Below are 12,156 nucleotides of genomic sequence, written 5' to 3'. Positions count from 1 at the left end.
ATCGTGAACGGGAGACGACGTTCGTGGCCTCGGAGGCCACTAGCCTGCTGCAGGTGAGCATCGTGGATCGCCTCGAGACCCTGACCGTCGCCAGCGCGCTCGCGCTGCCCGAGCGAATCCAACGGCTACTTGCTGGTCGCCCCGTGGTGGTCGAGGGTCAGCGGCTCGCGACCGAGACCCAGCTCCTCCTCCGGCTCCAGAAGGTGGCTCGTGAGCCCGGTGTCGAGACCCTGCCCATCCCCGAGGGGCGGCTCGCACTCGTCAAGCAGTCAGCCATCGTCGGCGGTCGCCAGCCCATCGGCGCGGTCCACGACGTGAGCGTCGCGGGGCGCCCGGCCAGGTTCTACGAGCCGACCGGTGTTGGGACGGCCAGCGCGCTGCTGGTCTTCTTCCACGGCGGTGCCTGGGTGTACGGCGACCTCGACTCCCACGACGCCGTGTGCCGGTTCCTCGCCGAGCGCGCAGGCGTGCGGGTGATCGCCGTGGACTACCGGCTCGCACCGGAGGCGCCGTTCCCGGCGGCGTACGACGACTGTGTGAGTGCCTACGCGGAGATCATCGAGCGGGCGGACGAGTGGCAGATCGACCCCGACCGGGTGGCCGTCGGCGGGGACAGCGCCGGTGCCAACCTCGCGACGGGGGTGGCCATCGAAGCGGCGCGTCAGGGATGGCCGTGCGCCTTCCAGCTGCTCGTCTATCCCGGCACCGACATGACCGCCAGCATGCCGAGCCGCCGCACCTTCGCCGAGGGCTTCCTGCTCACCCAGGAGTTCATGGACCGCGGTCGGGACAACTACGCGCCCGACAGGGGCCTCTGGACCGACCCGCGGGTCAGCCCGCTCTTCGCCGAGCTCCCGCTCGGTCTGGCGCCTGCCTACGTCGCGACCGCCGGCTTCGACCCGCTGCGCGACGAGGGGGAGGCCTATGCCGAGCGACTGCGGGACGCAGGGTGCACGGTCGAGCACGTCCGCTTCCCGGGGATGATCCACAGCTTCTTCAACGTGGTCGGGGTCGGACGGACCGCCCGGGCGGCCGTCGGGGAGATCGCAGCGGCGTTGCGCGCGGGGCTGGCAGTCTCGAAGGCGGCTCAGTAGACCAGCGCCTGGACGCCCTCCCCGAGGACCTCCTCGGCGAAGACTGCCGCTCCGGCGATCGTGACGCCCACGCGCAGGTCGCTCTCCGCGATCCCGCGACGCGCCGCGCACTGGGTGCAGACAGTCACCCGGCCGCCGCCGACGACGGCTCCGAGCAGGTCGGCCAACGGGGCGGCGAGCTCGAGGTCGAACTCCTCGGCGCGCCCCGGAACGCCGAACCAGGCGGCCTCCCCGGTCAGCCACAGCGAGACCTCCGCGCCGGCAGCGACGGCGGCCGCCGACACGGTGAAGGCCTGGTTGCAGCGCTCCGCATCCTCCGAGCCGCAGGTGACCTTGACGACGAGAGAGCGAGGCATGACCCCAGCCTAGGCGTGCCGACGGACACGCCCAGGACGCCTAGACTCGGCGCATGCCGTTCGAGATCCCCGAGAACCTCCACCCCAACTGCGGGCCACTGGCCTGGCTGCTGGGGACGTGGCGCGGCAACGGCCACGGCGACTACCCGACGATCGAGGGTTTCCAGTTCGGCCAGGAGCTCATCTTCACCCACGACGGTCGCCCTTTCTTCCACTACATGTCCCGGGCCTGGGTCGTGGACGAGCAGGGCGAGCACGTCCGCGACGCTGCGATGGAGTCCGGGTTCCTGCGCTGTCCTGAGCCGGGCCACGTCGAGCTCCTCCTTGCCCACAACACCGGCTTCGCCGAGGTCTGGTACGGCGCAGCGGAGGGCGGCCGGCTCGAGATGCACACCGCCGGAGTGGCCTTCACCGAGACCGCCAAGGAGGTCACCGCCGGGTCGCGCATGTACGGCAACGTGGAGGGCGACCTGATGTATGCCTACGACATGGCTGCTGCGGGCCAAGAGCTGCAGCCGCACACCTGGGCCCGACTGAAGCGGGTCTGACACCGTGCCCGACGAGCTCGCCGACCGGCTGCGCGGCAGCGGCTACCGACTGACGCCCCAGCGCCAGCTGATCCTTCGTGCCGTCGAAGACCTCCACCACGCCACCCCGGACGAGGTGCTGGCACACGTCCGTGCGCAGGCCAGCGCCGTCAACGCCTCGACCGTCTACCGCACCCTCGAGGTGCTCGAGGAGCTCGGGCTCGTCCGCCACGCGCACCTGAGCGACCGGGCACCGACCTACCACTCCACCCGTGAGCCCGAGCACATCCACCTCGTCTGCCGGAAGTGTCAGCGGGTCCGCAGTGTTGAACCCGAGGTGGCGACCGCGCTGGTCGCCACCCTGAGCCGTGACCACGGCTTCGAGATCGACCTCGGTCACCTCGCGGTCTTCGGTCACTGCGTCGAATGCACGCAAGGAGACACCCCATGACCTCGCCCCTGCTCCACCTCCCCGGCGCCGTGGCCGGCGACGGCATCGATGCCCCCGTTGCTGCCCACTACGGCTCGTTCAACGGCGAGCAGCGCGTGCTGGAGTCGGGTGAGGGCTTCGTGGACCTCTCGCACCGCGACGTCATCCGGGTCGAGGGCCCCGATCGGTTGACGTGGCTGCACAGCCTCACGACCCAGTTCTTCGAGGGCCTCGCACCCAGCGTCTGGACCGAGGCGCTGGTGCTCAGCCCGCAAGGACACGTCGAGCACGCGTTCGCCGGGGCCGACGACGGCACCGCCTTCGTAGCGCACACGGAGCCGGGCGCCGGTCAGCCACTGATCGACTTCCTGGACCGGATGCGCTTCATGATGCGGGTCGAGGTCGGCCTCCAGACTCCGGACCTGGCGGTCGCATGGCGCCCGTCGAGCGGCGAGCGCGCTGCGACGTACGACTTCGTCCCACGCAGCCGTCTCGAGGCGTACGCCGAAGCTGCCGGTCCGGCCGCGGGATCGTGGGCCTTCGAAGCGCTGCGGATCGCACGGGGCGAGCCGAGGCTCGGGCTCGACACCGACCACCGCTCGATCCCCAACGAGCTCGGCTGGATCGGCCCGGCCGTCCACCTGGACAAGGGCTGCTATCGCGGACAGGAGACGGTCGCCCGGGTGCACACGCTCGGTCGCCCGCCGCGTCGGCTGACGCTGCTTCACCTCGACGGGTCGGAGAACCGTCTCCCCGTGCGCGGCTCGGAGATCACCATGGGCGAGAAGGCGGTCGGCTTCGTCGGCACCTCCGCCCGTCACTACGAGCTCGGCCCGATCGGGCTGGCGCTGATCAAGCGCAACGTGCCGGTGGACGCCGCCCTGACGGTGGACGGGATGCCGGCAGCGCAGGAGGTCATCGTCGATCCCGAGGTGGGCCTGCACGTCCGGCCACGACGGTGAACCTCGACCTGGTCGAAGCGGTGGCCGACGCGGCCGCCAGGGCTGATGGCGCTGCCCCCCTCGACGAGGCGACGTGGCGATCCCTCCGCGCCGGGGACGAGGGTTGGAGCGGGGTCGTCACGCGCGAGGCGTTTGCGTTGACCCGGGGCGAGGACCTCCACCTCGTCGTCCACCCCGACCACCGGCGGCGGGGCCGCGGGGCCGGCCTCCTGGAGGGTGTCGCGGGTCCGGCCCGGGCGTGGTCGCACGGAGACCACCCCGCGGCAGCGACGCTTGCTGCGGGGGCCGGCTTCGAGCGGGTCCGCGACCTGTGGGTCATGCGGCGCTCCGCTGACGAGGCGTTGGCACCCGTGCCGGACCTCGCCATCCGCGCCTACACCGACGCGGACGCCGCGGAGCTGCTGCGCGTCAACGCTGCGGCGTTCGCCGAGCACCCCGAGCAGGCAGCGATGGACGAGCGCGATCTGGCGGCGCGGATGGCCGAGCCGTGGTTCGACCCGGCCGGGTTGTTCGTGGCGACGGAGGGACCGCGGATGCTGGGCTTCCACTGGACCAAGCAGCACTCGCCCGACCTCGGGGAGGTCTACGTCGTCGGGATCGACCCCGCCGCCCAGGGTCGCGGGCTCGGCCGCGCACTCACGCTGACCGGCCTGCACCACCTGGCCGAGCACGGCGTCTCGGAGGTCCTGTTGTTCGTCGAGGCGGACAACCACGCCGCCCTGTCGACGTACTCCCGGCTCGGCTTCACCCATGCAGACGCGGACACGCACGTGATGTATCGCCGGGACGCCTGAGCCGGGCAGTTGGTGGCCCAGAACAGGGAATGCGTTGAAATCCCCTGGGCCGAGGTCGAGGACGTGCGGCTCATCCAAGCGGCCGCGCCGCGTGTGATCGTCAGGTCGTCGGGGCGAAAGCTCGATGTGCGCGTCTATGCCGACGGGCTCGTCGGAGACCTGTTCGGTGCCCTGTCCAGCGTCAACCACGGCCGGATGAAACTGAGCTGATCAGGCGTCCTGTTGCCGGCGGGTGACTGAAGAGTCCTCGCCGGACACCTCTTTGGCGGGCAGGACGAAGCGGTAGCCCACGTTGCGCACGGTGCCGATCAGGTGCTCGTTCTCCACACCGAGCTTGGCGCGGAGTCGGCGCACGTGGACGTCGACGGTGCGAGTGCCACCGAAGTAGTCGTAGCCCCAGACCTCCTGCAGCAGCTGCTGCCGGGTGAAGACCCGCCCGGGGTGCTGGGCGAGGAACTTCAGCAGCTCGAACTCCTTGTAGGTCAGGTCGAGGGCCCGGCCGCTGATCTTCGCGGTGTACGTCGCATCGTCGACCACGACCTCGCCGGACCGGATCACGTGCGAGGCAGGGTCGGCAGCCTCGCGCTGCGCCGCGAGGCGGCCAACGGACAGCCGGATGCGCGCCTCGAGCTCGGCCGGGCCGCACGTGTGGAGCACGACGTCGTCCATGGCCCAGTCGTGCGTGACGACGGCGAGCCCGCCCTCGGTGATGATCAGCAGCACGGGCACGTCGGTGCCGGTCGTCCGGATGAGCCGGCACAGGTCACGAGCGTGAGCGAGCTCCTGGCGACCATCGATGAGCACGAGGTCCGCATCGGGGGCGTCGAGCAGCGCGCTGCCCTCGGCGGGGAGGATCTTGACCGTGTGGCCGAGCAGCGCAAGGGCAGGCAGCACGTCGGCAGATGGACGCAGGGCACTGGTCAGCAGCAGCAAGGCGCTCATGGCGGTGTCCTCCCCACGGTGGCGGAGTACGACAGAGTAGGCGCTGTGAGCATCGACAGCAGCCCAACGTCTGAGGCTGAGACGATCACCACGCGCTACTGGGCCGGGGCCAGGTCGGCGGCTGGCGTGGACCAGGACGTTTTCGAGGTGTCCGGCCCGGTCACCTTGTCGGAGGTCCTGAGGCTCGTCCTGGCCGCCCATCCAGGTGTGGACGTGGCGCGGACGATCGGGGTCTGCTCGGTGCTGGTCGGCGATCGTCCGGCGGGCACCGAGGACGCGGACGCAGTCATGGTCCCGCCCGGCGCGACCGTCGAGTTCCTGCCGCCGTTCGCCGGCGGCTGACGTCTCCATCAGCCTGGAGTGCCGGGACAACATGAACGACGGGTCGTGGGCACGCGTCTCTTCGGTTAAGGTCAGCCCGCGTCTTCGCGTTTCGACGTCGAGCATTTCGGGGAGTCGGGTCGAGGACGAACCTCAGTTCACGTGATCATCAAAAGTAGGGGGAAGCATGAGTAGAGCCATGTCCGAGCGCGTAGTGCGCCGTTTGACCGCGATGGGTGCGGGCGCCGCGCTCGTGGCCGCGGGGCTCAGCCTGGGCGCGGTGGCGCCCGCAAACGCGGCTTCGGTCGTGACCGGCGGTGTCATCGACGGGTTCGGCAACCCGATCTCAGGCGAGGTGGGCTACTACCGCCAACAGGGTGACGGCACGTACGGCCCCGAGCCCTCGGGCTTCATCTACGTCGGGAATGACGGCTACATCGAGGGCTCGCTGTCCGACGGCATCTACAAGATCGAGTTCGAGACTTACGGCGACTACACCGAGTTCTACAAGGACCAGCCTGACCTGGCGACTGCGAGTGCCTTCGAGGTCGCTGGCGGCAATCCGGTCGCGCTGGGATCCTGGACCATCGACCAGCCCTACGTCGTCGGCGCGGTCACCAACGCCGCCGGCAAGCCGTTGAGCGCCTCCATCGGGGTGTTCGACGCGGCGAGCGGTGCGAGTCTGGACACCGCGGGCACCGACGAGCAGGGCACCTTCAAGATCGCGACGCGGTCTGCGCCGGTCAAGTTGTCCTTCTCCGCAGAGGATCACGCCCTCGAGTTCTACGCCGACGCCCCTGACCTGGCCTCCGCCGCGCCGGTCACGGCGACCCCCACGGGTGCCAACCTCGGCAACATCGTCCTCGCATCTGGCGGCAGCATCAGCGGTCAGGTCACGAGCGACGCCGGTGTCCCCCTCGAGTTCGTCGAGGTCTATGCAGGCAGCCGGAGCGACCTCACGGACAAGAACGGCATCTACACCATCCGGAACGTGCGCACCGGACAGCAGGTCGTGGAGTTCAGCGACCCGATCGATGAATACACCTCCGAGTACTACAACAACGCCGCCACCCCGGCTCTTGCCACGCCCGTCAGCGTCGGTGTCGGCCAGGCCGTCGGCGGCATCAACGCGGCGCTGACGCCCCGCCCCGCCGACACCCGGACGACCGAGATCACCGGGACGGTCAAGGACAACCTCGGCGTTCCGGTCGTCGGCGCCCGGGTGGGTGCAGTGACCACACCGGCTCGTACCTCGGACAAGGAGACCATCGAGGTCGTCTACTCCAACCGCCAGGGCGTCTTCGCCTTCAAGGAGCTGGAGAAGGTCCAGGGTGAGAACCAGTTCAAGATCGTGTCCGAGGTCTACGACCAGGGCGACGACAACGCGTTCGCCCTGTTCGGGTCCTGGTACGGCGGCGTGCAGGACTACGACCGTTCTCCTGCTGTCACCGTGACCCCCGGCACGCCCGTGGGCGCCGTGGACGTCGTGCTCGAGCGCGCCGGCGGCATCGCGGGCTCCGTGACGGGTCTGCCCGGTGTGCCGCTGAGGCCCCAGGTGTCCCTGCGAGGCAACGACGACGGGGCGCTCGTCAACTCTTTCGCCGACTTCGAGGCGGATTCGACCTTCGAGACTCGTTCGGTTCGCGCCGGCACCTACAAGGTCCGCTTCGACGACTCGTCCGGGTTCCACGCGGGTGAGTGGTGGAAGGACAAGTCCGAGGTCGACGACGCTGTCGTCATCACGGTGAAGTCCGGTCAGCTCGTGACCGGTCTGGCCGCCGTTCTCGGCAACCGGCTCACGGCGGTCGAGCGTCCCTCGCTCGGAGTCGACTACCCCTGGGTGGGCAGCGCCATCACGGCCGACCCGGGAGTGTGGAACGTGCAGTCCCTCACGGACTTCGACTACGAGTGGCTCGTGGGCAGCACGGTGGTCGGCACCGGAGAGACCTTCACCCCGACCGCGGCCCACATCGGCGACCGGCTGACCCTGCGGGTGACCGCAGAGAACCGGAAGCTCATCGGCTCGGCCACCTCGGCCACCTCGGTCAAGATCGGCTACAAGCCGAGGATCAAGGTGAAGACCTCGGGCGGTGAGGCGGCGATCACGATCAAGGCCAGCCCGGTGAAGGCCAAGAAGGTGAAGGGCAAGGTCATCGTCAAGGAGATCGTCAAGGTCATGGACAACGGGACGATCAAGTACAAGAAGATCGCCAAGACCAAGATCAAGAAGGGCAAGGGCACCGTTTCCCTCGCCAAGCTGAAGAAGGGCAAGCACAAGCTGGTCTTCTTCTTCATCGGCAAGGGCAAGGTCGGCTCCAACGACGAGCCCGTGAAGGTCAAGATCAAGCGCTGACGTAGAGCATCAGCAACATCGCAGGGCCCCGGTGGTTTCGACCACCGGGGCCCTGTGTGCATTTTGTGCGGCTCTCCGGCCGCGCGTCGAAAGCGCGGCAGCTCCGCCGACACCGCAATGAATCTCACATCGTGGTTGCTATATCCAGCATGCGAGACGCGGGAATGTGCCCGGTCACACTCGCCTTAGAGTCCACATCATGTTCTCGACCATGCTGACCAAGCGCCGCGCAGTGGATCACTGCCGCACGCGCTCGGCGCTGTGTCGAATGTCCTGACGGGTCCGCACACCACACCCGGCTGAGCCCATTCCTGGGCTCGCCGTTGCGGCCTCGTCCCTTCGCAGCCCGCGGCACCTGCCTGCGCGCTGACCATCCGCGCCATTCCACACGTCAGCAGATCTGTCCACACCAAGGAGCACACCCCATGAGCCGCGAAGAATCGCTCGTCACCGTCCAGTGGGTCGAGGACAACCTCGACACCGACGGTGTCGTCCTGATCGAGGTCGACGAAGACACGACCTCCTACGACAAGGGCCACATCCGCAACGCGATCAAGCTCGACTGGACCACCGACCTGCAGGACCAGGTCCGTCGCGACTTCGTCAGCAAGGCGCAGTTCGAGGCCCTGCTGTCGGAGCGTGGGGTCAACAACGACGACACGGTCGTGCTCTACGGCGGCAACAACAACTGGTTCGCCGCCTACGCCTACTGGTACTTCAAGCTCTACGGCCACCAGTCCGTCAAGCTGATGGACGGCGGGCGCAAGAAGTGGGAGCTGGACTCCCGCGAGCTGACCGACCAGCTGCCGACGCGGGCCAGGACGAGCTACACCGCGACCGAGCAGGACCACTCGATCCGCGCGTTCCGCGACGAGGCCGTCGCCGCGATCGGGGTCTCGAACCTCATCGACGTGCGCAGCCCGGACGAATACGCCGGCCGCCTGTTGGCCCCCGCCCACCTGCCGCAGGAGCAGTCGCAGCGCGCTGGCCACATCCCCACGTCGCTGAACGTGCCGTGGAGCAAGAACGCCAACGACGACGGCACCTTCAAGTCCGACGAGGACCTCAAGGCGCTGTATGCCGACGTGGGGATCGACGACTCCAAGGACACCATCGCGCTGTGCCGGATCGGTGAACGCTCCTCGATCACGTGGTTCGTCCTCAAGGAGCTGCTCGGTCACACGAACGTGAAGAACTACGACGGCTCCTGGACCGAGTACGGCTCGCTCGTCGGCGTACCGATCGGTCTCGGCGACGAGCCCGGGGAGGCCTGACATGTGCGGAGCAGTAGAAGGCGGACTGTCCCTCGAGGGAGTCAACGTCGCGAAGGAAGCAGTGATCCAGGGCCAGGTGACGCGCGCTGGCGAGCCGGTCGGGTCGGCCTACGTCCGACTGCTCGACGGGACGGGTGAGTTCACGGCCGAGGTGCCCACCAGTGCCACCGGGCACTTCCGCTTCTTCGCGGGCGAGGGTGAGTGGACGCTGCGCACCCTGGCGCCGCGGGCCGACCCGGTGGACACCAAGGTGCGTGCTGCCGTGGGATCCGTCGCGGAGGTCGCCGTCGCCATCTGAGCCCCGGCCGCCCACGCTTGTCGCTACGCTCGGCCTCCTACGGGAGGAGGCGGTGGATGGAGGGTGACAGCGACAGTGCGCAGCTGTGGAGCCTCACGCTGCAGAACTCGCCCGTGGCGATGGCGCTCGTCTCGCCGGCCGGCGACCTGTTCGTGGTCAATGCGTCGTTCTGCCAGATGATGGGCTACGACGCCGAGACCCTCCGGACGATGAACGTCCAGGACATCACTCATCCCGATGACCCGGACGACGATCTGGAGCTGATGCGGGCGACGCTGGCCGGCGAACGCAACTCCTACCGCCTGCGCAAGCGCTACCTGTGCGCCGGGGGTCGGGTGGTGTGGGGCGACCTGTCGGTCGCCGTGCTCCGCGACGATCACGGGAAGCCGATCCACTTCATCTCCCAGATCCTCGACGTGACGGCTCAGCACGAGTTCGAAGGCCGCATTGCCGTGGCCCACGCCACGATCGAGCTCCAGAGCCGGATGGTCCAGGCGGTCTACGACTCGGTGGACGTCGGGCTCCTCCTGATCGATCGGTCCGGGCACTACGACCGGATGAACAGACGCCACGAGGACTTCATCGGCCTCGCCTTTCCCGACGGTCACCTGGGCCAGGCCGGGCAGCTCGGTTTCGTCTTCGCCCCCGACGGCACCACGCCGCTCACGCGCGAGGAGTCGCCCTCCTATCGCGCTCTGCAGGGCGAGGAGTTCGACGACCTGCGGGTCTGGATCGGCAGGGAGCCGGCGGAAAGGCGCGCGCTGTCCGTGTCGGCCCGCACCGTGCACGGTCCGGCCGGCGGGATCGAGGGGGCGGCGCTGGCCTACACCGACGTCACCGACTACATGCGGGCCCTGGGAGTCAAGGACGAGTTCGTCGCGTCGGTGTCCCATGAGCTCAGGACCCCGCTCACCTCGGTACTGGGGCACCTGGAGATGCTGGCGGACCGCGACGACCTTCCTGCGGAGGCCAGCGAGCAGATCAAGGTCGTCGAACGCAACGCCATCCGTCTCGACAACCTCGTCTCGGACCTGCTCCAAGTGGCCCAGGGGTCCGAAGGCGCCATCCACCTGGTCTGCGCGCGGTGCGACGTCGCCACGCTGGTCCGGGAGGCGGTCGAGGCGGCCCGGCCCCTGGCCGGTCGCGCTGGCGTACACCTCGAGCTGGACAGCCCTGCCTCGCTCGTCTGCGACGTCGACGCGCATCGTCTGCGCCAGGTGCTGGACAACCTGATCTCCAACGGCGTGAAGTACACCGACGCAGGGGGCTCGGTCACCCTGACCCTGCGACAGGTCGGGGACGCCGTCGAGATGGAGGTCGCCGACACCGGCATCGGCATCACCCTCGACGACGCGGACAAGGTCTTCACGCGGTTCTTCCGTGCTCCCGCTGCGCAGAGTCGGATGGCGCCGGGCACCGGCCTGGGTCTGTCCATCGTGCGCTCCATCGTCGAGGCGCACGGCGGCCAGGTGGGCGTCCGGAGCGACATCGGGCGCGGGAGCCGGTTCAGTGTGTCGCTGCCTCGCTCCAGTGGCTGAGCCCGGCGCGGAGCCGACGTGCAGATTGGGCGGTCAGCGGGGTGTTTGTGAGAATGCCAAGCATGCCCAACCAACGAAGAATGACCACATTCGTTCGCCGTACGGCAGCCCTCGCGTGTGTCGCAGTGCTCGCCGCGTGCTCGAGCAACTCCGGCGGGACCCCCGGCGGGACTCCCGGGGGGCCCTCGGACGAGACCTCGCAGCCGGACTTCACAGATGGCCAAGGCATCAGCGCCGTCGTGCTGCCGCAGATCGCGGCTCCTGGCGACAGCGCCGAGAAGTCCACGGATGCCGATTTCGTCGTCGACGTGACGATCGAGGACGCCCAGGCAGGGCGTGAGGTCGAGCTGCAGGTGCCGGACGGGGAGGACTGGACAACGGAGGACACCGGCGAGACAGACGCCAAGGGGCGGGTGACGCTGACCGTTGCCCAGCCGGGCGAGCTCAGGGTCGTCTCCGGCGGGGACACCCCTGTCGGCGTGAATCTCTCGACCGACGAGGTCCCGGCGTCGAACTTCGCCGACGAGTTCGACCAGCTCGATCCGGCCGTGTGGGGGACCCGCGACCAGGGCTACGCCGGTGTGCGCCTGTGCTCCCGTGCCTCGGACGAGGCGGCAGAAGCGGTCGATGGGGTGTTGCGCCTGAGCGTGCTCGACGACCCGGACAAGGGCGCCTGTCGGGAGAAGAGCAAGCCGTACGCCTACCGGCTCAACGGCCACATCGGCAGCGCCTACAGCTTCACCTACGGATACGCTGCCGCGCGCATCAAGTTCCAGCCGCTGCGCGGTCAGCACGGCTCCTTCTGGTTGCAGGGCTTCGGTGCGGAGCCCACGGGCGACGCCAAGGTCACCGGCGCCGAGGTCGACATCATCGAATACTTCGGCGACGACCACCCCCAAGGTGGCCTCACCAGCTTCATCTACTGGCACCCCACCGCGAAGGGGAAGACGGCCGGCGGTTGGCTGTCCGACCCGGAGCAGTTCGGCGACGACTGGTCCAGCAAGTTCCACGTCTTCTCCGTGGAGTGGACCCCGGAGAAGTACGTCTTCCGTATCGACGGCCAGGTCACCAACGAGATCACCCAGGGCGTCTCCGGTGTGCCTGAGTTCCTGATCCTGAGCCTGCTCAGCTCGGACTATGAGCTCCAGCAACTCGGCGGCGACGACAAGCTGCCCCAGCACATGGACGTCGACTGGGTGAAGGTCTGGCCGACGCCCGCTGCCTGACGACGGGGGCAGGTCAGCGCGCAACGCAGAAGGGCCCGGCG

General features: G+C 68.9%; 14 protein-coding genes. 12 read left to right on the top strand and 2 right to left on the bottom strand.

Annotated elements, in window-relative coordinates; genetic code table 11:
* The first annotated feature begins 53 nt into the window (after positions 1 to 53).
* A complete protein-coding gene (locus VNJ48_RS02055; protein ID WP_325598616.1) occupies positions 54 to 1,094 on the top strand; it encodes an alpha/beta hydrolase in 1,041 nt (346 codons plus the stop codon).
* Here VNJ48_RS02055 and VNJ48_RS02050 read toward each other — a convergent pair.
* Positions 1,088 to 1,450 carry a DsrE family protein gene (locus VNJ48_RS02050; RefSeq protein ID WP_325598614.1) on the bottom strand — a complete coding sequence of 121 codons (363 nt, stop codon included), beginning with the start codon at positions 1,448 to 1,450 and terminating at the stop codon, positions 1,088 to 1,090. The two genes, VNJ48_RS02055 and VNJ48_RS02050, sit on opposite strands and share 7 nt — an antisense overlap.
* A 53-nt stretch (positions 1,451 to 1,503) precedes the next feature.
* Here VNJ48_RS02050 and VNJ48_RS02045 point away from each other — a divergent pair, with 53 nt between their 5' ends.
* Genes VNJ48_RS02045 through VNJ48_RS02025 form a run of 5 tightly spaced genes read left to right on the top strand, consistent with a single transcriptional unit; the run spans position 1,504 to position 4,373 of the window.
* Positions 1,504 to 1,998: an FABP family protein gene (locus tag VNJ48_RS02045; RefSeq protein ID WP_325598612.1), complete on the top strand. Its 495-nt coding sequence runs from the start codon at positions 1,504 to 1,506 to the stop codon at positions 1,996 to 1,998.
* A 4-nt stretch (positions 1,999 to 2,002) separates the two neighbouring features.
* The gene (locus VNJ48_RS02040) at positions 2,003 to 2,428 is read left to right on the top strand and encodes a Fur family transcriptional regulator (RefSeq protein WP_325598610.1); all 426 of its coding nucleotides are present in this window, start codon (positions 2,003 to 2,005) and stop codon (positions 2,426 to 2,428) included.
* Positions 2,425 to 3,369, top strand: a complete 945-nt coding sequence (locus tag VNJ48_RS02035) for a folate-binding protein (protein WP_325598608.1) — start codon at positions 2,425 to 2,427, stop codon at positions 3,367 to 3,369. The genes VNJ48_RS02040 and VNJ48_RS02035 overlap by 4 nt, the downstream gene beginning before the upstream one ends.
* Complete coding sequence (gene mshD / locus VNJ48_RS02030) at positions 3,366 to 4,163, top strand: mycothiol synthase (protein WP_325598606.1); 798 nt, start codon at positions 3,366 to 3,368, stop codon at positions 4,161 to 4,163. The genes VNJ48_RS02035 and mshD overlap by 4 nt, the downstream gene beginning before the upstream one ends.
* A gap of 12 nt (positions 4,164 to 4,175) precedes the next feature.
* A complete protein-coding gene (locus VNJ48_RS02025) occupies positions 4,176 to 4,373 on the top strand; it encodes a hypothetical protein (protein WP_325598604.1) in 198 nt (65 codons plus the stop codon).
* Here the strand turns inward: VNJ48_RS02025 and VNJ48_RS02020 are convergent, their stop codons facing one another.
* The gene (locus tag VNJ48_RS02020; RefSeq protein WP_325598602.1) at positions 4,374 to 5,105 is read right to left on the bottom strand and encodes a response regulator transcription factor; all 732 of its coding nucleotides are present in this window, start codon (positions 5,103 to 5,105) and stop codon (positions 4,374 to 4,376) included.
* A 45-nt stretch (positions 5,106 to 5,150) separates the two neighbouring features.
* Between VNJ48_RS02020 and VNJ48_RS02015 the strand changes: the two genes are divergently transcribed.
* The 6 genes from VNJ48_RS02015 (at position 5,151) to VNJ48_RS01990 (ending at position 12,115) form a co-directional block, all read left to right on the top strand.
* Entirely contained in the window at positions 5,151 to 5,447 is a 297-nt protein-coding gene (locus tag VNJ48_RS02015) for a MoaD/ThiS family protein (protein ID WP_325598600.1), read from the top strand.
* Positions 5,448 to 5,625: 178 nt separating this feature from the next.
* Positions 5,626 to 7,779 carry a carboxypeptidase-like regulatory domain-containing protein gene (locus VNJ48_RS02010; RefSeq protein ID WP_325598598.1) on the top strand — a complete coding sequence of 718 codons (2,154 nt, stop codon included), beginning with the start codon at positions 5,626 to 5,628 and terminating at the stop codon, positions 7,777 to 7,779.
* A gap of 425 nt (positions 7,780 to 8,204) precedes the next feature.
* A complete protein-coding gene (locus VNJ48_RS02005) occupies positions 8,205 to 9,053 on the top strand; it encodes a sulfurtransferase (RefSeq protein WP_325598596.1) in 849 nt (282 codons plus the stop codon).
* A 1-nt stretch (position 9,054) separates the two neighbouring features.
* The gene (locus VNJ48_RS02000) at positions 9,055 to 9,351 is read left to right on the top strand and encodes a DUF1416 domain-containing protein (RefSeq protein WP_325598594.1); all 297 of its coding nucleotides are present in this window, start codon (positions 9,055 to 9,057) and stop codon (positions 9,349 to 9,351) included.
* A gap of 56 nt (positions 9,352 to 9,407) precedes the next feature.
* Positions 9,408 to 10,889: a sensor histidine kinase gene (locus tag VNJ48_RS01995; protein WP_325598592.1), complete on the top strand. Its 1,482-nt coding sequence runs from the start codon at positions 9,408 to 9,410 to the stop codon at positions 10,887 to 10,889.
* Between the two features lie 80 nt (positions 10,890 to 10,969).
* Positions 10,970 to 12,115, top strand: coding sequence for a glycoside hydrolase family 16 protein (locus tag VNJ48_RS01990; protein WP_325598590.1), 1,146 nt, complete (start codon positions 10,970 to 10,972; stop codon positions 12,113 to 12,115).
* The last annotated feature ends 41 nt before the right edge of the window (positions 12,116 to 12,156 follow it).

It is taken from the genome of Nocardioides sp. (assembly GCF_035576065.1).
Classification (GTDB): Bacteria; Actinomycetota; Actinomycetes; order Propionibacteriales; family Nocardioidaceae; genus Nocardioides.
The sequence above is the reverse complement of the archived record's forward strand: the minus strand, read 5'-3'. Positions and strand labels throughout refer to the sequence as shown.

Bases quoted from the DNA above. Each gene is read 5' to 3' on its own strand.
- VNJ48_RS02050 (WP_325598614.1), bottom strand. From the start codon at position 1,450: ATGCCTCGCTCTCTCGTCGTCAAGGTCACCTGCGGCTCGGAGGATGCG.
- VNJ48_RS02045 (WP_325598612.1), top strand. From the start codon at position 1,504: ATGCCGTTCGAGATCCCCGAGAACCTCCACCCCAACTGCGGGCCACTG.
- VNJ48_RS02035 (WP_325598608.1), top strand. From the start codon at position 2,425: ATGACCTCGCCCCTGCTCCACCTCCCCGGCGCCGTGGCCGGCGACGGC.
- VNJ48_RS02020 (WP_325598602.1), bottom strand. From the start codon at position 5,105: ATGAGCGCCTTGCTGCTGCTGACCAGTGCCCTGCGTCCATCTGCCGAC.
- VNJ48_RS02010 (WP_325598598.1), top strand. From the start codon at position 5,626: ATGTCCGAGCGCGTAGTGCGCCGTTTGACCGCGATGGGTGCGGGCGCC.
- VNJ48_RS02005 (WP_325598596.1), top strand. From the start codon at position 8,205: ATGAGCCGCGAAGAATCGCTCGTCACCGTCCAGTGGGTCGAGGACAAC.
- VNJ48_RS02000 (WP_325598594.1), top strand. From the start codon at position 9,055: ATGTGCGGAGCAGTAGAAGGCGGACTGTCCCTCGAGGGAGTCAACGTC.
- VNJ48_RS01995 (WP_325598592.1), top strand. From the start codon at position 9,408: ATGGAGGGTGACAGCGACAGTGCGCAGCTGTGGAGCCTCACGCTGCAG.
- VNJ48_RS01990 (WP_325598590.1), top strand. From the start codon at position 10,970: ATGACCACATTCGTTCGCCGTACGGCAGCCCTCGCGTGTGTCGCAGTG.